Raw genomic sequence first — 18661 nt, forward strand, 5'->3', positions numbered from 1 at the left:
ATGACAGTAGACGAAGCCAACCACGCCAATACTGTCGGAAGTTCCTGGCGCCGGGTTGTCAGCCTGCTGGAACAGGACCACCGCGTATCACCCCGCCAGCGTGGCTTTGTCATCCTTGCCCAGGCGCAGGGTCTCATTGGTTCCACGCTTTTGGTTGCCGTACCCAACGAACTCACCCGCGAGGTGCTCCAGACCCAGGTCAAGGAAGCCCTTGACGATGCACTTCACAATGTCTTCTCCGAAGACATCCGCTGCGCCATCGACGTGGACACCGATCTGGTCCCCATCCACGAGGAACCCGAAGCCACCGTCGAGCCGGCTTTCGCACCGGACCAGGTCGTCGAGCAGAAACCGCAGCCCATGCTGCCCAGCACCTCGCACGAATTCGGCCGTCTGAACCCCAAGTACGTCTTTGACACCTTCGTGATTGGTTCCTCGAACCGTTTCGCCCACGCCGCCGCCGTTGCTGTTGCCGAAGCGCCGGCCAAGGCCTACAACCCACTCTTCATCTATGGTGACTCCGGCCTGGGCAAGACCCACCTCCTGCACGCCATCGGCCACTACGCCCGGAGGCTGTACAGCGGGATCCGCGTCCGCTACGTAAATTCCGAAGAGTTCACCAACGACTTCATCAACTCCATCCGCGATGACGAGGGCACGAGCTTCAAGACGACCTACCGCAATGTGGATGTCCTGCTGATCGATGACATCCAGTTCCTGGTAAGCAAGGACCGGACGCTGGAGGAGTTCTTCCACACGTTCAATGCCCTGCACAACAACAACAAGCAGGTGGTCATCACCTCGGACCAGCCGCCCAAGCTGCTGGCCGGCTTCGAGGACCGCATGAAGTCACGCTTCGAGTGGGGCCTGCTGACGGACATCCAGCCGCCGGAACTCGAGACCCGAATCGCCATCCTCCGCAAGAAGGCGCTCAGCGAGGGCCTGTCGGCGCCGGACGACGCCCTCGAGTACATCGCGTCCAAAATCTCCAGCAACATCCGCGAGCTTGAAGGCGCACTGATCAGGGTAACGGCGTTCGCCAGCCTGAACCGCCAGCCGGTGGACGTGGCCCTTGCCGAGATGGTCCTGAAGGACCTGATTACCGACGACGGCGCCCAGGAGATCACGTCCGCCCAGATCCTCCAGCAGACCGCTGACTACTTCAAACTCAGCATGGAAGAACTGTGCAGCAAATCCCGGACCCGGACGCTGGTAACTGCACGGCAGATCGCCATGTACCTCTGCCGGGAGCTGACGGACATGTCACTTCCCAAGATCGGCCAGGAACTCGGCGGCCGCGACCACACCACCGTCATCCATGCCGACCGGAAGATCCGCGAGCTGATGGCGGAGCGCCGTGTGATCTACAACCAGGTGACCGAGTTGACCAACCGGATCAAGCAGCAACAGCGCGACTCCTGAATCCACACTGCGCCCGGCACTCTATACCTTATTAACAGGGGCATGTGGATAAGCCTGTGGATACTTAAGGGGACAAGCGCGGTTAATGGGCTTAAAACCCTTAAGCCGTCTGTGGATCGTTAAAAATGGCCCTTTGCGTTGTCCCCATCCACACCCTGTTTAAAACCCACTTAACGCACAGCCGGTGAACAGGGCTTAAGCGCGGAACCGCGCGGCAGAACTGGGTTATCCACAGTTTCCACAGCAGTTATTAACACTACTAATCCCAAAAAATTGAAATCCCTCAAACAACAAGAACGATCCGCACATCCGGCAGAGGGGGCCTGCGGGCCCCCGGCGGGCTGGACCGGACCCCGGGGGATGGGTTAATCCCCGATCTTCCGGCTAAGCTGTCAGCAGCGCTCCCATCCCTGGGTTTTCGTGTGGTTTCCGTCTTCGCGGACCATGCACCAGCCGGGGTGCGCCCAACTTCTTCCGGAGTTTCCTGCGAAATTCCCGGGTTTTACATGGCAGCAGCAATGAAAGGCGGCACCCTTCCGTGAAGTTCAGAGTCGATCGGGACGTCCTGGCAGAAGCCGTCACCTGGACAGCCCGGTCGTTGTCTCCGCGGCCGCCCGTACCTGTCCTCTCCGGCCTGCTTTTGAAGGCTGAAGCGGGAACCGTCAGCCTTTCGAGCTTTGACTACGAGACCTCGGCACGGCTCGAAATCACGGCCGACATCAGGGACGAGGGCACCATCCTGGTATCCGGCCGGCTGCTCGCCGACATCTGCCGGAGCCTGCCTTCTGCTCCCGTGGACGTGGAAACCGACGGCAACAAGGTCACGCTCACCTGCCGTCGAAGCAGCTTCCATCTCGCCACCATGCCGGAAGCCGAATACCCGCCCCTGCCTTCTCTGCCGGCCATCAGCGGAACCGTCCCCGGCGATGCCTTTGCGCAGGCCGTCTCACAGGTCATCATCGCGGCAAGCAAGGACGACACCCTCCCCATCCTCACCGGTGTGCGGATGGAGATCGAGGACGATCTGATCACCCTGCTGGCCACCGACCGTTACCGGCTCGCCATGCGCGAAGTTCCGTGGAAGCCGGTCACGCCCGGCATCTCCACCAGCGCCCTGGTCAAGGCCAAAACCCTCAACGAGGTAGCCAAAACGCTTGGTAACAGCGGCGACATCAACCTCGCCCTGTCCGACGACGACAGCCGGCTTATCGGCTTCGAAAGCGGCGGGCGCACCACCACATCACTGCTGGTGGACGGGGATTATCCGAAGATCCGTTCTCTGTTCCCCGAGTCCACACCCATCCACGCCACAGTGCAGACCCAGGAGCTGGTTGAAGCTGTCCGCCGTGTATCGCTCGTGGCAGAGCGCAACACTCCGGTCCGGCTGGCCTTCACGGCAGGCCTGCTGAACCTCGATGCCGGCACCGGTGAGGATGCCCAGGCATCGGAAGAACTCGAAGCCCAGCTGTCCGGTGATGACATCACGGTCGCCTTCAACCCGCACTACCTGATCGAGGGACTCAGCGTCATCGAGACTAAGTTCGTCCGGTTCTCATTCACCACCGCTCCGAAGCCCGCCATGATCACGGCCCAGGCGGACGCAGACGGCGAAGACCAGGATGACTACCGCTACCTGGTGATGCCGGTCCGACTCCCCAACTAGGCCCCACCCACCGCCAACCCGGTTCCTCCCACTAGCGCAGAAAAGAGTTCCACCATGCACATTGGACTGATCGGCCTCGGCAAAATGGGATTCAACATGCGTGAGCGCCTGCGCAAGGGAGGCCTGGAAGTCACCGGCTACGACCGGAACCCTGACGTCACGGATGCCGCCAGCGTTGATGACCTGATCGCTGCCGTTCCGGCGCCCAGGATCATCTGGGTGATGGTGCCCTCGGGCCCCATCACGGACGCCGTCATCACTGAGCTCAGCGAGAAGCTGGAAACCGGCGACCTCGTCATCGACGGCGGCAACTCCCGGTTCACCGAGGATCAGAAGCACGGCGAACTCCTCGCCGCCAAGGGAATCCGCTTCGCGGACTGCGGCGTGTCCGGCGGAGTCTGGGGCCTGCAGAACGGCTACGGGCTCATGGCCGGCGGCGACGCCGCGGATATCGAACGTGCCCTGCCCGTCTTCGATGCGCTGCGGCCGGAAGGTGAAAGGGCGAACAGTTTTGTCCACGTCGGCGGCATCGGGGCCGGTCACTACGCCAAGATGGTCCACAACGGAATCGAATACGGCCTGATGCAGGCCTACGCCGAAGGCTACGAACTGCTCGCCGCCAAGGACATCGTCACCGACCTTCCCGGCACGTTCAGGGCATGGCAGAAGGGAACGGTAGTCCGTTCATGGCTCCTAGACCTCATGGTCAAGGCCCTTGACGAAGATCCCGGTTTGGCCACCATTGACGACTACGTGGAGGATTCCGGCGAAGGCCGGTGGACCGTGGAGGAAGCCATCGCCAACGCGGTCCCCGCCCCGGCCATCACCGCCGCGCTGTTCGCCCGGTTCGCATCCCGGGAGGACACCTCGCCCGCCATGAAGATGGTTTCCGCGCTGCGCCACCAGTTCGGCGGCCACGCAACCCGTCCCGCCAAGTAGTACCCACCGGGAACCAGCAGAGTTCCCAGAATTGCCGAAAACCGCGTGTATCTGGAACACCTTTCCCTGACCGACTTCCGCAGTTATGCCCAGGTTGACCTCACCCTGGGACCGGGCGTCACCGTCCTGGTGGGTTACAACGGCATCGGCAAGACCAACCTGATGGAGGCCATCGGGTACCTGGCCACGCTCAGTTCCCACCGGGTCAGCTCGGACGCGCCCCTGCTCAGGTTCGGGACGGAACGCGCACTGGTCCGCGCGCGGCTGGTCCGCGGCACGCAGACCACGGTCCTTGAGCTGGAAATCAACGCCGGCCGCGCCAACCGGGGACGCATCAACCGCAGCAACCCCGTCCGGGCCCGCGACATACTCGGCATCTGCCAGACGGTCCTGTTTGCCCCGGAGGACCTGGCACTGGTCAAGGGGGATCCATCGAACCGCCGCCGCTTCCTGGACGAGCTGCTGGCAAGCCTTATCCCGCACCATGCTGCCACCCGCAGCGACTATGACCGGGTCCTGAAACAACGCAACGCCCTGCTCAAATCGGCGCGCGCGGGCAGGTTTACCGCCGCACACGAATCCACCCTGGACGTGTGGGACCAGCACATGGCCCGGGCGGGAGCGGAGTTGCTGCACGCGCGGCTGGAACTGGTCGAACGGCTCCGCCCGCATCTTGCCCGCGCCTACGCCCAACTCACGGACGCCTCCAAGCCGGCGGATGCCACCTACCGGTCGACGCTCCAAAGCCAGATGGACGACGACGGCGTCCCGGCGGGAAGCGCGCAGCGCTCCGCAACAGGAGGTGCTTCAGACGGCCAGGATGATCTTCGCCTTCTCTCCGTGGAACAGCTCACCGAACGCTACGTCCAGGCGTTCGCGGAATCCCGCAAGAAGGAACTGGAACGGGGCATATCCCTGGTTGGACCGCACCGAGACGAACTGGAACTCATGCTCGGGCAGGCGCCCGCCAAAGGATATGCGTCCCATGGTGAGACCTGGTCCATGTGCCTGTCCCTCCGGCTGGCCTCGTACTACGTGATGCTGGACGATGCCCGGACCGGAGGTTCTGCCCCCATCCTCATCCTTGACGACGTCTTTGCCGAACTGGACGTCCAGCGGCGGCGTAAACTGGCGGCAATAGTCTCCGGCGCGGAACAGGTCCTGGTGACCGCCGCCGTCGACGCCGATATTCCGGAGGAACTGTCCGGGCGGCGGGTGAAGGTCATCCCGGGAGGTATCGATGAGCAGTGACCAGGGCGGCGGGCTCCAGCCCGGCCGCGAGCCTGACGACATCGATGCGCCGCAGGCGGCGCTGAACCGGATGCGCGAAGCGGCGGCCGCGCGGGGCGAAGTCCGCCGGAAAGTTGCACGGCCCGGTTCCCCAAAGGCTAAAGGCAGTATTCGGGACACCCGTGGCTTCAGCCAGTTCCACGCCACCGGCCGGGACCCATTGGGCCTGGGGAAGGTGGTCGGACGGCTGGTGGCCGAGCGGGGCTGGACTTCACCTGTGGCTGTCGGATCGGTCATGGCCGAGTGGCCCACGCTGGTGGGGCCGGAAATCTCTGCCCACTGCACGCCGGAAAGCTTCACCGACACCACCCTGCACGTGCGGTGCGATTCCACTGCCTGGGCCACCCAACTTCGTCTTTTGAGCAGCAGCCTGCTCGACAAATTCCGCCGCGAACTGGGCGACGGGGTGGTCACCAGCATCCAGGTGCTGGGACCCTCCGCACCAAGCTGGCGCAAGGGCGGACGCAGTGTCAACGGCCGTGGTCCGCGGGACACGTACGGATAGTCAGGACGGCGGCTCTTGAAACTGCGCGCAACGGCGTGTAGGGCGCTGTAAGCACCGCGGCGTGTATAGGCACCCGGAGGCCGTACCGCTGGGCCGCCCTAGGCGCGGCCAAGAGCCTCGCACAGCCATATTCACCGGCGCTGAAGGCTCCGGAATGCGGGGATATGTCCTGGTTCACGGTAGAATTGGTGCAGATAACTGGGCGCGGATGAAACGTTGACTTCAGTCCGTTCTGCGCGCGCTCTCCGCGCGCGGAGCGCGGACCACCAACCGTCAGCAGGTCACCGGCGCCATGAGTTTGTGCCTGTTGGCGGGTGGCTTTTCCCTGGGAAAAGCCACCGGCCGGTCATCATCGAGAACAGAGGAGTCGCAGCGCCTGTGGCTAACGACAATACAGATATTCTGGCAGCAGATACAGCAGTCGAGGATGGCCGCACCCCTGATACTCCACCCGCGCCAGCCACCCCAAGGGAGTACGGCGCCAGTGACATCACCGTGCTGGAGGGCCTTGAAGCTGTCCGCAAGCGTCCGGGCATGTACATCGGCTCCACCGGGCCCCGTGGCCTGCACCACCTGGTCTACGAAGTGGTGGACAACTCTGTGGATGAGGCGCTGGCCGGTTACTGCAGCCATATCGAGATCGTCCTGCAGGCCGATGGCGGCGTAAAAGTGGTCGATGACGGCCGCGGCATTCCGGTGGATATGCACCCCACGGAACACAAACCCACCGTCGAGGTGGTCATGACCATCCTGCACGCGGGCGGCAAGTTCGGCGGCGGCGGATACGCCGTTTCCGGTGGCCTGCACGGCGTGGGCATCTCGGTGGTCAACGCACTGTCCAGCCGCGTGGATACCGAAGTGCGCCGCCAGGGGCACGTGTGGCGGATGTCCTTCGCTGACGGCGGCAAGCCGCAGGGCAGTCTGGTCAAGGGCGAAGAGACAGACGCCACCGGCACCACCCAGACCTTCTACCCGGACCCGGCGATTTTCGAAACCACCGAATTCGATTTCGAAACGCTGCGCGCCCGCTTCCAGCAGATGGCCTTCCTGAACAAGGGACTGCGCATCACCCTGACGGATGAGCGTGCTGCAGCCAGCGACGACGCCGACGGTGACCTGGACCTCGACGACCTCAGCACCGAGGGTGAGGTCAGCGCCGAACACCGCACCGTGGTGTACCAGTACAACGAAGGCCTGCTGGACTACGTCAGGCACCTGAACTCGGGCAAGAAGGTGGAGGTGGTCCACGAGGACGTCATCGCCTTCGAAACCGAGGACACGGAGCGCCGCATTGCCTTGGAAATGGCAATGCAGTGGACCAGCGCCTACTCGGAAAGCGTCCACACCTACGCCAACACCATCAACACCCACGAGGGCGGCACGCACGAAGAAGGCTTCCGCGCCGCCATGACCTCCCTCATCAACCGGTATGCCCGCGAAAAAGGCATTATCAAGGAGAAGGACGACAACCTCACGGGCGACGACATCCGCGAGGGCCTCACCGCCGTCATCTCGGTCAAGCTGGCCGAACCCCAGTTCGAGGGCCAGACCAAGACCAAGCTGGGCAACTCCGAGGTGAAGGGCTTCGTCCAGCGCGTGGTCACAGACGGCCTGGGCGACTGGCTGGAGCGCAACCCCGGTCCCGCCCGCGACGTGATCCGCAAGGCGATCTCTGCCGCGCAGGCCCGGATGGCGGCACGGAAGGCCCGCGACAACGCCCGTCGCAAGAGCCCGCTGGAATCCTTTGGCATGCCTGGCAAGCTTTCGGACTGCTCCTCCAAGGACCCGGAGAAATGCGAGGTCTACATCGTGGAGGGTGACTCGGCCGGCGGCTCCGCCAAGCGCGGCCGCAACCCCGAGACCCAGGCCATCCTTCCCCTCCGCGGCAAGATCCTGAACGTGGAGCGCGCACGCCTGGACAAGGCCCTGGGCAACGCGGAAGTGCAGTCCATGATCACTGCCTTCGGTACCGGCATCGGCGAGGACTTTGACCTGGCCAAGCTGCGGTACCACAAGATCGTGCTGATGGCAGATGCCGACGTGGACGGCCAGCACATCACCACGCTGTTGATGACACTGCTGTTCCGTTACATGCGGCCCCTCATCGAGAACGGCTACGTATACCTGGCCCAGCCGCCGCTGTACCGGATCAAGTGGTCCAACGCACCGCACGATTATGTGTACAGCGACCGCGAACGCGATGCCAAGCTTGTGTCCGGCCAGGCCGCCGGCCGCCGCATCCCCAAGGACAACGGCATCCAGCGCTACAAGGGCCTTGGCGAGATGGACTACACCGAGCTCTGGGACACCACCATGGACCCCGACCACCGCACCCTGCTGCAGGTGACCATGGACGATGCCCTGGCTGCCGACCAGATCTTCTCCGTCCTCATGGGCGAAGACGTCGAATCCCGCCGCAACTTCATCCAGCAGAACGCCAAGGACGTCCGGTTCCTGGACATCTAAGGATCCGCTCCAACGTATTCGGAACCAGACATATACCTGAAACGGAAAATATCTAATGAGCGACGAAACCCCCGAGAATTCCGCCCCTGAGGCCGGAACTCCGGACACCGTTCTTGAAGGCGACGTGCTGATCGACCGTGTGGAACAGGTGGACCTGCAGACGGAAATGCAGCGGTCCTACCTGGACTACGCCATGGCCGTCATCGTGGGGCGTGCCCTCCCGGACGTTCGCGACGGCCTCAAGCCGGTGCACCGCCGCGTGCTCTACGCGATGTTCGACGGCGGTTACCGCCCCGACCGGTCCTTCAACAAGTGCGCCCGCGTGGTCGGCGAGGTCATGGGCCAGTACCACCCCCATGGCGACACCGCGATCTACGACGCCCTGGTACGCCTCATCCAGGACTGGACCATGCGCTACCCGTTGGCGCTCGGGCAGGGCAACTTCGGCTCGCCGGGCAACGACGGCGCCGCCGCACCGCGGTATACCGAAACCAAGATGGCGCCCCTGGCCATGGAAATGGTCCGGGACATCGACGAGGAAACCGTTGATTTCCAGGACAACTACGACGGCAAGAACCAGGAACCCACCATCCTGCCGGCACGGTTCCCCAACCTGCTGGTGAACGGTTCCTCCGGTATCGCTGTTGGCATGGCCACCAACATCCCGCCGCACAACCTCCGCGAAGTGGCTGACGGCGTGCAATGGTACCTGGCCAACCCCGGTGCCACGCGCGAGGAACTCCTCGAGGAATTGCTGGTGCGGGTCAAGGGCCCGGATTTCCCCACCGGAGCCACCATCCTTGGCCACAAGGGCATTGAGGACGCCTACCGGACCGGCCGCGGATCGGTCACCATGCGCGCAGTGGTCGCAGTAGAGGAACTGCAGGGCCGCACGTGCCTGGTGGTCACCGAACTTCCGTACCAGGCCAACCCGGACAACCTGGCCATCAAGATTGCCGAACTGGTCAAGGACGGCAAAATCTCCGGCATCGCCGACCTCCGCGATGAGACCTCCGGACGCACCGGCCAGCGCCTGGTCATTGTGCTGAAGCGTGACGCAGTTCCCAAGGTGGTGCTGAACAACCTCTACAAGCACACCGAACTGCAGAGCAACTTCTCCGCCAACATGCTGGCCATCGTTGACGGTGTTCCGCGGACCCTGAGCCTCGATGCGTTTATCCGCCACTGGGTGACGCACCAGATGGACGTCATTGCGCGCCGCACCCGGTACCGCCTGCGCAAAGCGGAGGAGGAAGCCCATATCCTCCGGGCCCTCCTGAAGGCACTGGATATGCTCGACGAGGTCATCGCCCTCATCCGCGCTTCCAACACCACCGAAGCCGCCCGCGACGGGCTGATGGAACTGCTGGACATCGATGAGCTGCAGGCCCGGGCCATCCTGGACATGCAGCTGCGCCGCCTGGCCGCACTGGAACGCCAGAAGATCCAGGACCGGCATGCCGAACTTGAGGCCCTGATCGAGGAGTACAACGCGATCCTGGGTTCCGAGCAGCGACAGCGCGAGATCATCAGCGTCGAGCTGGGCGAAATCGTGGACAAGCACGGCGACGACCGGCGGACCAAGATCCTCATGGGCTACGACGGTGACATGTCCATGGAGGACCTGATCCCCGAAGAGGAGATGGTGGTCACCATCACCCGCGGCGGCTACGTCAAGCGCACCCGCAGCGACAACTACCGGTCGCAGCAGCGCGGCGGAAAGGGCATCAAGGGTGCCCAGCTTCGTGGTGACGACGTGGTGGAACACTTCTTTGTCACCACCACCCACCACTGGTTGCTGTTCTTTACCAACCTGGGCCGCGTCTACCGTGCCAAGGCGTACGAACTGATGGAAGCGGGCCGGGACGCCAAGGGCCAGCACGTGGCCAACCTCTTGGCGTTCCAGCCGGATGAACATATTGCCCAGGTCCTGGACCTGAAGGACTACCAGCAGGCGCCGTACCTGGTGCTGGCCACCAAGAGGGGCCTGGTGAAGAAGACCAGGCTGGAGGATTACGACACCAACCGTTCCGCCGGCGTGATCGCGATCAACCTGCGCGACGGCGATGAACTGGTCTCCGCCCAGCTGGTCTCGGAAACCGACGACCTCTTCCTGGTTTCCCGCAAGGGCCAGTCCATCCGCTTCACCGCCACCGATGACGCACTGCGCCCCATGGGACGTGCCACATCCGGCGTTACCGGCATGAAGTTCCGCGAGGACGACGAACTGCTGGCCGCCGACGTGGTCACCGACGGTTCGTTCGTGTTCATCGTGACCGAAGGCGGGTACGCCAAGCGCACGGCAGTGGAGGAATACCGTCTGCAGGGCCGTGGCGGACTGGGTATCAAGGTCGGCAAATACCAGGAAGAACGCGGCCACCTGGTAGGTGCGCTGATCGTCCAGGAAGAAGATGAAGTCCTGGTGGTCATGGAAGGCGGCAAGGTTGTCCGTTCCTCCGTTACCGGGGTTCCTGCCAAGGGCCGCGACACCATGGGCGTCATCTTTGCCAAACCGGACAAGAATGACCGGATTATCGAGGTGGCACGTAACAGCGAACGCGGTCTTGAGGACGAGGAATCCGCCGGGGATGACGTAACGTTGGCTGAAGATGGCGGGACCGCTGGGGAATCCGCCGCGCCAGCAATGGCAGAAGAATCACCGGCCGTTGAGTCAGAGGACGCCTCGGGCGACGCTGAGCCGAACGAAGACAACACGGAGGTAACGAGTGAGTAATTCCGACTCATTTCCCAAGCCGAACAGTACTGTTCCCGACGGGAACCGGCCTTCAGCGGCACCCCGCGTGAACGCCCCCGTTCGTCCGCAGCAGCGCCCCGCGGCGCCGCGCTCGCTCCGGGCCAGCGCCCTGCCGTCCCTGGCCAGCGGCCGCAGCAGGGCGACCGCCCCGTGCAGCCCGGCCAGCGCCCCTTCCAGGGCCAGCCCGGACAGCGTCCTGCGCAGGGCGCCTCCAGCCAGGGAACCCCTGGCCTGGTGAAGCCGGCGCCGAAGGCAAAGGTCCGGCGGGCCCGGCTCCTTATCAGCAAGGTGGACCCGTGGTCCGTCCTGAAGATGGCATTCCTGCTGTCCGTGGCACTGGGGATCGTGACTGTGGTGGCCGCCATTGTCCTGTGGACGGTCCTGGACCTCACCGGGATCTTCGACCAGGTGGACAGCCTGCTCGGCACGCTCGCCGGCTCGGAAAGCGGCGGCTTCGAACTGAAGAAGGTGGCTTCGCTGGGCCAGGTTGCCTCGTTCGCCACCATCATCGCCGTGGTTAACGTTGTCCTGCTGACAGCACTGTCCATGCTTTCGGCTGTCCTCTACAACATCTCTGCCACCCTGGTGGGCGGCATTGGCGTGACCCTCACCGACGATTAGGAACCATTTTCGCCGGGCCCGCACCGGCGAAAAGGCCCGATTTGAGATCGGGCCGGGGTGTGCTGTAAAGTCATGTCTCGGCCCGATGAGGGTTTGAGGGCGTATAGCTCAGGCGGTTAGAGCGCTTCGCTGATAACGAAGAGGTCCCAGGTTCAAGTCCTGGTACGCCCACGGAACCTGTGCAGGTTTCAAACGGAGGTTTGGTCCGGATTCATCCGGTACCGGATCGGAACGGGGAGCATGTGAAAAAGTTGCTTGTACTGGCAGCGGCAATCGCAGGCTTCCTGGTCTACCGGAAAGCACAGGAATCCGAAGCACGGAAGACAGTCTGGAGCAAGTCAACCGATACGGTGGACTAGGCCGGACACCTGCTCCGGGAGCCTGTCAAGGGCTTCCTGGTTCTAGGGTATGATGGACGGGTTGCTTCTTATGGGGGCATGGCGCAATTGGTAGCGCACCTGCTTTGCAAGCAGGGGGTTCGGGGTTCGAGTCCCCGTGCCTCCACCATAGGGAAGTCCCGGTCAGCGGAAACGCCGGTCGGGACTTTTTGCTTTCCATCTGCGCAAGGAACCAGCACCAAGGGGGCTGCATTGAACTTCTTCTTCGCTGCCCTGGGGGTCCTGGGCGTTGCATCATCCGGGCCCTTGATCGCGGCCACGCTCGGCGCCACGAGTGTCAGCGCCCTTGCCATCGCCTTCTGGCGCAACGCCATCGGCGCCGCCGTCATGGCCTCCCCCACCCTGGTCCGGGAGCCCGGCCAGTTCCGCAGGATCAGCCGCCGCGAGTTCCGCTGGTCGATGCTGGCTGCCATCGCGCTTGCGCTGCACTTCGCCTGCTTCATCACATCCCTTCAGCTGACATCCGTTGCAGCTGCCACCGCGCTGGTCTGCCTGCAGTCAGCCTGGATTGCCGTCTTCCAGCTCTTCCGCGGCATCCGCCATCGCTGGCAGGTCCTGGCGGGGCTGGGAATCGCCTTTGGCGGGGTTGTGGCGATCACCGGCTTCGATATGGGCTCTTCCCCGCAGGCCCTCACGGGAGACCTGCTGGCGATGGCCGGGGGCGCCCTTGCCGGCCTTTACACGCTCGCGGGTGGCAAGGCGCGGCAAAGTATGACCACAGGAACCTACACCACGCTCTGCTACGGAATGTGCGCCGCCCTCGTTGCCGTCCTTGCCCTGTTCGCGGGCCAGCCCCTGACGGGGTTTGAGCCGTCCGGGTGGCTGGGCATCGCAGCAATCACCGTCTGCGCACAATTGGTTGGCCACACCGCCTTCAACCACCTGCTGGCCACCATGAGCCCGCTCATCGTCTCCATGATCATCCTCCTGGAAATCCCGGGGGCAGCGCTTTTGGCAGCCGTGTTCCTGCATGAGACCCTGCCCGCAGGCACCTATGCCGGGCTCGGCCTGATCCTGGCGGGACTCGCCGTCGTGGTCCTCGGTCAAAGGAACAGCAGAAGTCACAGGAGCAGCAGGGGCCAGGGGAGCGGCAGGCGCGGCAGCCGTGGAACGGCACCCACGGAGGAACCGCCGTCGGACCGCCTGGCCGGGCTGGGAACTGACTGAGCGCTACTGTCCGCCGCGGCGGACCGGCTGTGCAGTGTTGACCGTGTGGATGGCCCTGAGGAGCTTGGCCGGAAAGTACACCGAGAAGAAGACCACCATGGGGGCCTTGAGCGCCATCTTCCTGACGTTGTGGGCTTTGTAGGTCCGGTCAAAGCGGGTGACGTAGTAGCGGTAGTCCCGCGGTGAATCCTCCAGGCGGCGCGCAGACATCCCGGACACCATTTGCGGCCAGTAGCGCACCGGCAGTTCATGGTCGGCCAGGTGCAGGGACAGGTCGATGTCCTCGTGCATCTCGTCCTTCTCGTCCCGGCAGGTCTCGGAACGGATGGTCTCCCAGGCGGTGGCCCGCAGGGCCATGTTGGAGCCGAACAGGAAATGGTACTGGTGCTTGGCCAGCTTCAGCATGAGCTGGCGCATTTTGTCGTCCGCCTTGAGTCCGAACCGGCGCATCGGCATGTCGTAATAGACCACAGGGCCGGTGGCGGCCTGGACCGACTGGTCAGCGAAGGCCTTCTGCACCTGTTCAACCCAGTCGGGTTCCACGATGGAGTCAGCGTCAATCCGCCCCAGGATATCCCCGGTGGCACTGTCCAGACCGAAGTTCCTGGTGGGGATGAGTCCCTGTTCCCGGTCCTGGCTCAGGAGGATGATGGGGCTTTCCGGATACTCGAGCTGCATCTGGCGCACAATGTCAGCGGTCCGGTCCTTCGAAAGGTTGTCCACCACGATGATCTCGTGGGCGGGAACGGACTGGTAAATCGCAGCTATCAGGCACTGCCTGATCACGCTCTCCTCGTTGTACGCCGGGATGACGATTGACACGCGGAGCTGTACGGCTGCGTCGTTCACGGCATCCCCAGAGGATCGATTGGCTGACATCACTTCAAATCTAGCATCCGGGAAACGTCCTGCCACGGTCACCGCGGTCCGGATGAACCGCGGTCCGGGAGTCTGGGACAGCCGGTTTCCAGGGCCTGTCCAGGCATGCAAAAGGGGCCCCGTCGCAAAACGGAGCCCCTTGCAACAGCTTGAGAACTAGGCCTGGCTGCTGCCCTTGTCTTCATCGGCAACCGTCTTGGCGCCGCCTTCGGTGTCGTCGGCAACGTGCTTGGCCTTGTCGGCAGCTTCTGCGGACTTTTCCTTGACCGCGTCCGCTGCGTCGGCGGACTTGTCGGCCACGGCACCGGCACCGGAAGCAGCCGCGGAAGCACCCTTGTCAGCGGCGTCAGCAGTGGTTTCCTTGACATCGCTGACGGTGGTGGCCGGAACCGGCGCAGGAGTCGGCGTGACCGGCGAGGGGGTCTTCCACGGGTCTTCCACGGGCTTGGATGCCTTCCATGCGGCAACGCCCGCGGCAACGGCAGCGGCCACCACGCCGAAGATCAGCCAGCCACGCTTCTTGGGCTTCTCCGGCTGGGCAAGCTGCACATCGACGGCGCGGCTTGCTCCTGCCGCGGCTGCCTTCAGCTGCGTGCCGGTGGCCTGGGCCTGCTCCTGGAGGGCGTGGATGATTCCCACGTCCCCGAGCTTCTGCGCGACTGCGTCAACCCGTGCAGGGGTGTTTTCCAGGGTGCGGTGAACGGCGCCGGACGCCACGCCAATCTGGTCCGAGAGCTTGGGCAGGTACTCCACCACTACCCGGTCACGGGCATTCAGGACCACCGGGGTGGCCTTGTCCAGGGCTTCGTGCAGCCTGGGCGATGCGCCTTCAACCACGTCATTGATCTTCGGGGCCAGGTGGGCCAGTCCGTCCTGGATCCGCGGAGTCACAGTGGCCACGCCGTCGGCCAGGCTGTGGGCCGCCGTCTTCAGTCCTTCCTGGATCTTGGGAGATGCGCTGTCCAGGCCCTGCTGCAGCCGGGGAACAGCCCAATCCACGGCAGCTTCCACCCGGGGGGCCGCCCAATCCTTGGCGTTTTCCACCGCACTGGTGACCGACTGCTCAAGGTCACGGGCAATACGATCCGATTTCTTCACAACTACCTCCCGATTAATGTGACGGTTCTGTCGCTAGCCTACGTGCCCAGATCACCACGGGCTATTCACTCTGCGGATTTTAGGGTGATTTCACCCAGCGCGGAACTGCCCCAACCGCCGTGGCTGCCCAGGACCGGCATGGGAGAATCAACCTATGACTGCCATCGCAACTGCAAAAGCAACCATCCACACCAGCCTCGGCGACATCGTGGTTAACCTCTTCGGCAACCACGCGCCCAAGACGGTCAAGAACTTCGTTGGCCTTGCCACTGGCGAGCAGGCGTGGACCCACCCGGAAACCGGTGAGGACAAGACCGGCACGCCGCTTTACAACGGAACGATCTTCCACCGCATCATCAAGGACTTCATGATCCAGGCCGGCGATCCCCTGGGCCGTGGAACCGGTGGCCCCGGCTACCGCTTTGACGACGAGATCCACCCTGAACTGAGCTTCAACCAGCCCTACAAGCTGGCCATGGCCAACGCCGGCATCCAGATGGGCAAGGGCACCAACGGTTCACAGTTCTTCATCACCACCATTCCCACGGACTGGCTTCAGGGCAAGCACACCATCTTCGGTGAAGTGGCTGACGAGGAATCCAAGAAGGTCGTAGACGCCATCGAGGGTGTCCGCACCGGCATGGGTGACCGCCCGGTCGAGGACGTCACCATCAACAGCATCGACATCGAACAGCTGTAACGCCCCACCATGAGTTACGGAATTCCGTCGGCTGAGCCGTCCGCCCAGGTCCCGGTTTGCCCCCGGCACCCGGACCGGCCGTCCTATGTGCGCTGCCAGCGCTGCGGGCGCCCCGCCTGCCCGGACTGCCAGCGGGCGGCCGCCGTCGGATTCCAGTGCGTTGACTGCGTCAACGAAACAAAACGTACGACGCCGGAAGTACGGAGCGTCTACGGCGGTGCTGTTGCTACCGGCAAACCTTTGGTGACGTACGGCATCATTGCAGCCTGCGTTGTCGTCTACGCGCTGCAGATGCTGATTCCCGGGGACTGGGTATACAAACAGTTCGCCTACAACAACATCTTCGCCGCCCCTCAGTACGGCGCGTTCGAGCCGTGGCGGATGGTGACGTCTGCCTTCCTCCATTCCCCGGATTCGCTGCTGCACATCCTCCTGAACATGTACACGCTGTGGATTTTCGGCCAGGCCCTGGAGCCCATCCTCGGCCGGGTCCGCTTCCTGGCGCTGTACCTCATTTCTGCCTTTGGTGGTTCAGTGGGCTACCTGCTGATGAACCCCGTGCTGGTGCCAGGGCAGGGCCTGGTGGGGCTGGTGGGCGCCTCCGGTGCCATCTTCGGCCTCTTCGGCGCCATGCTGCTGGTCCAACGGCAGCGCGGCGGCGACACGCGGCAGTTGTGGGTTCTGATCGCCATCAACGGCGTCATCGGCTTCCTGATTCCGCACATCGCCTGGCAGGCCCACCTGGGCGGCCTCATCACGGGCGGCCTCTGCGCCGCGGTCCTTGCCTATACACCCCGGGGACGCCGTCAGGGCCTGCTCCAGGCGCTGGGACTGGCCGCCGTTTTTGCGCTGCTTGTGGCCGCGAGCTGGGTGCGCGTGACGCTTTAGGCGCCGCTGGTCCACAATCAACCGGAATGCCCCCGTCACCAATGGTGACGGGGGCATTCGTGTTTTCCACAGTGCTTTTCCACAGTGTTGGTAACTTACATAGCTGTAGTTCAGATGCTGATTTGGCCCATACCGGCCCCTGGCAGCTGATATCGATCCAACTGCCGGGCGCTTCTCCACAGTTGTGGATAACCTGTGGGGATATTGCTGTGCGTAAGTGGATAAGCCGTACTTTGTGGGCGCTTCTGTGGAAAAGCTGGTCCATGGAACGCCCGCAGGACCGCTCTGCCGTCCTTTGCGGCAGGTTATCGACACCGGTATCCACACTGTTAATAAGTCACAATGCTGTGGTTCGGATTGCCCTGCGTCCCGCGGCAGTAGGGGCGGGCCCGGCCAGGGGCGCGGATTTCCACGCGGTTTCCCACAGCTGTGGATAACTTGTGGGTATCGCATTGTTGGTAAGTGGATAACACCAGGGGCCGGGACGTGGAGGCCTGCCTATGATGGTTGCCTGCCAAGCCGTTCAACTGACAAGGACATCTGTGACCGCCACCGAGCACCTGTACCTGGATAAACAGCATCCGGACCTGTGGAGGGCGATAAGTGGCCTGGGCCTCAAGGTGCAGGAAGCCGCAGAAGACGCTGGGATCGCGAGGGGCCTGCTGGAACTGCTCAACGTGCGGATCTCCCAGATCAACGGCTGCGCCTATTGCCTGGACCTCCACGTGCGGAAGGCCGGCGAGGCGGGAGAAAGCGCGCAGCGGCTGGCGGTGTTGCCTGCATGGCGTGAGACTGCCCTGTTCACGGACCAGGAGCGGGCGGCGCTGGCCCTGGTGGAAAGCATCACCGAACTCGGGGATGAGGAGGCCCGGGAGCATGCAGAGGCGTATGCGCGGGAGCGCCTGTCGGCTGATGAGTTTTCAGCGGTGAGCTGGGTTGCAGTGACCATGAACGCGTTCAACAGGGTGTCCATCACCAGCCACCACCCCGTCCGGCGGAACCGCCCGTAGCCTCAATGGCCGTCCCTCCGCGGATGCGCACCCTTTAGGCTCCTGGACTTATCCACAGGTATTCCACACTGTTAATAACCACATCTTGCGGGCACGTTTTGGCGGAAGGGGCGCTTCACGGGCATGCTGGCGCCTTCTGCAGAAACCAGGGGAAGGTTGTCCACACTGTGGATAACCTTCCCAACAGTTGGGGATAACGGGCGGCGGTAGGGTCTTTAGGCCTGCATGGACCAGATTCCGGAGGAGCCGCGACGGTGGCTGTCCAGCAGATGGGTGTCCACGATTCCCACGGCCTCCATCAGGGCGAACATGGTGGTGGGGCCTACGAAGGAGAAGCCGCGTTTCCGGAGCGCCTTGGACAGGGCCACCGATTCCGGCGACTGCGTGGGGATATCGGCAGCCACCGCGGGCTCCGGGGTGGCTGACGGGCGGAAGCTCCAAACAAAGTCGACCAGTCCGCCATCGTTGCGAAGTTCCAGGGTGGCCTGTGCATTTTTGACTGCGGCAAGGATTTTGAGCCGGTTCCTGATGATTCCCGGATCCTGCATCAGCCGTTCCACGTCCGCGCCGCTGAACAGGGCCACCTGCTCGGGGTCGAACCCGGCAAAGGCGGCACGGAAGGCAGGGCGCTTGCGCAGGATGGTGGCCCAGGAAAGACCGGCCTGAAAGCCCTCCAGGCAGATGCGCTCGTACATGCCCTGCTCGTCAGTGACGGGCAGTCCCCATTCCTGGTCGTAGTAGTCGCGCATGAGCGGATCCGTGGCGGCCCAGGCAGGACGGGCCAGGCCATCCTCGCCAACGATCACGCCGCTGGAATCGGGAGCCAGTGTGGTCCTCCTTGGAACAGTTCCGCGGCAGGC

15 protein-coding genes, 2 tRNA genes and 1 pseudogene are annotated in these 18661 nt (G+C 63.6%); 15 read left to right on the plus strand and 3 right to left on the minus strand.

Annotated elements, in window-relative coordinates; translation table 11 throughout:
- From dnaA to NMQ03_RS00060, 12 genes and pseudogenes are all read left to right on the plus strand, one after another.
- Positions 1 to 1422 carry a chromosomal replication initiator protein DnaA gene (gene dnaA / locus NMQ03_RS00005; protein ID WP_255173836.1) on the plus strand — a complete coding sequence of 474 codons (1422 nt, stop codon included), beginning with the start codon at positions 1 to 3 and terminating at the stop codon, positions 1420 to 1422.
- Positions 1423 to 1960: 538 nt separating this feature from the next.
- Positions 1961 to 3085 (plus strand): DNA polymerase III subunit beta, encoded by a 1125-nt coding sequence (dnaN, locus tag NMQ03_RS00010; RefSeq protein WP_214945168.1) that lies wholly within the window; start codon positions 1961 to 1963, stop codon positions 3083 to 3085.
- A 54-nt stretch (positions 3086 to 3139) separates the two neighbouring features.
- A complete protein-coding gene (gene gnd / locus NMQ03_RS00015; protein ID WP_255173837.1) occupies positions 3140 to 4024 on the plus strand; it encodes a phosphogluconate dehydrogenase (NAD(+)-dependent, decarboxylating) in 885 nt (294 codons plus the stop codon).
- A gap of 45 nt (positions 4025 to 4069) precedes the next feature.
- Positions 4070 to 5275: a DNA replication/repair protein RecF gene (recF, locus tag NMQ03_RS00020; protein WP_255173838.1), complete on the plus strand. Its 1206-nt coding sequence runs from the start codon at positions 4070 to 4072 to the stop codon at positions 5273 to 5275.
- Positions 5265 to 5819, plus strand: coding sequence for a DUF721 domain-containing protein (locus tag NMQ03_RS00025; RefSeq protein ID WP_255173839.1), 555 nt, complete (start codon positions 5265 to 5267; stop codon positions 5817 to 5819). The genes recF and NMQ03_RS00025 overlap by 11 nt, the downstream gene beginning before the upstream one ends.
- A gap of 378 nt (positions 5820 to 6197) precedes the next feature.
- Entirely contained in the window at positions 6198 to 8285 is a 2088-nt protein-coding gene (gene gyrB, locus NMQ03_RS00030; protein ID WP_303694134.1) for a DNA topoisomerase (ATP-hydrolyzing) subunit B, read from the plus strand.
- A 55-nt stretch (positions 8286 to 8340) separates the two neighbouring features.
- Positions 8341 to 11019, plus strand: coding sequence for a DNA gyrase subunit A (gyrA, locus tag NMQ03_RS00035; protein ID WP_255173840.1), 2679 nt, complete (start codon positions 8341 to 8343; stop codon positions 11017 to 11019).
- A pseudogene (locus NMQ03_RS00040) lies at positions 11012 to 11661 on the plus strand (DUF3566 domain-containing protein). Before gyrA ends, NMQ03_RS00040 begins: the two are co-directional and overlap by 8 nt.
- Before the next feature lie 97 nt (positions 11662 to 11758).
- Positions 11759 to 11832: transfer RNA gene (locus NMQ03_RS00045), tRNA-Ile, on the plus strand.
- Positions 11833 to 11903: 71 nt separating this feature from the next.
- Positions 11904 to 12020, plus strand: a complete 117-nt coding sequence (locus NMQ03_RS00050; RefSeq protein ID WP_210411329.1) for a DLW-39 family protein — start codon at positions 11904 to 11906, stop codon at positions 12018 to 12020.
- A gap of 72 nt (positions 12021 to 12092) precedes the next feature.
- Positions 12093 to 12168, plus strand: a tRNA-Ala gene (locus NMQ03_RS00055).
- Between the two features lie 83 nt (positions 12169 to 12251).
- Positions 12252 to 13226 (plus strand): DMT family transporter, encoded by a 975-nt coding sequence (locus tag NMQ03_RS00060; protein ID WP_255173841.1) that lies wholly within the window; start codon positions 12252 to 12254, stop codon positions 13224 to 13226.
- A 3-nt stretch (positions 13227 to 13229) separates the two neighbouring features.
- Here the strand turns inward: NMQ03_RS00060 and NMQ03_RS00065 are convergent, their stop codons facing one another.
- Together NMQ03_RS00065 and NMQ03_RS00070 are read right to left on the minus strand one after the other, a co-directional pair.
- Positions 13230 to 14105, minus strand: a complete 876-nt coding sequence (locus NMQ03_RS00065) for a glycosyltransferase family 2 protein (RefSeq protein WP_159629370.1) — start codon at positions 14103 to 14105, stop codon at positions 13230 to 13232.
- A gap of 156 nt (positions 14106 to 14261) precedes the next feature.
- Positions 14262 to 15203 (minus strand): hypothetical protein, encoded by a 942-nt coding sequence (locus tag NMQ03_RS00070; protein ID WP_255173842.1) that lies wholly within the window; start codon positions 15201 to 15203, stop codon positions 14262 to 14264.
- Between the two features lie 154 nt (positions 15204 to 15357).
- Between NMQ03_RS00070 and NMQ03_RS00075 the strand changes: the two genes are divergently transcribed.
- The 3 genes from NMQ03_RS00075 (at position 15358) to NMQ03_RS00085 (ending at position 17801) form a co-directional block, all read left to right on the plus strand.
- Positions 15358 to 15903, plus strand: a complete 546-nt coding sequence (locus NMQ03_RS00075) for a peptidylprolyl isomerase (RefSeq protein ID WP_255173843.1) — start codon at positions 15358 to 15360, stop codon at positions 15901 to 15903.
- Between the two features lie 9 nt (positions 15904 to 15912).
- Positions 15913 to 16791 carry a rhomboid family intramembrane serine protease gene (locus NMQ03_RS00080; protein ID WP_255173844.1) on the plus strand — a complete coding sequence of 293 codons (879 nt, stop codon included), beginning with the start codon at positions 15913 to 15915 and terminating at the stop codon, positions 16789 to 16791.
- 542 nt (positions 16792 to 17333) lie between these two features.
- Positions 17334 to 17801, plus strand: a complete 468-nt coding sequence (locus NMQ03_RS00085; protein WP_255173845.1) for a carboxymuconolactone decarboxylase family protein — start codon at positions 17334 to 17336, stop codon at positions 17799 to 17801.
- A 215-nt stretch (positions 17802 to 18016) separates the two neighbouring features.
- Here the strand turns inward: NMQ03_RS00085 and NMQ03_RS00090 are convergent, their stop codons facing one another.
- Entirely contained in the window at positions 18017 to 18628 is a 612-nt protein-coding gene (locus tag NMQ03_RS00090) for a DNA-3-methyladenine glycosylase I (RefSeq protein WP_255175694.1), read from the minus strand.
- Positions 18629 to 18661 lie beyond the last annotated feature (33 nt).

It is taken from the genome of Arthrobacter sp. DNA4 (assembly GCF_024362385.1).
In the GTDB taxonomy this organism is placed as follows: domain Bacteria; phylum Actinomycetota; class Actinomycetes; order Actinomycetales; family Micrococcaceae; genus Arthrobacter.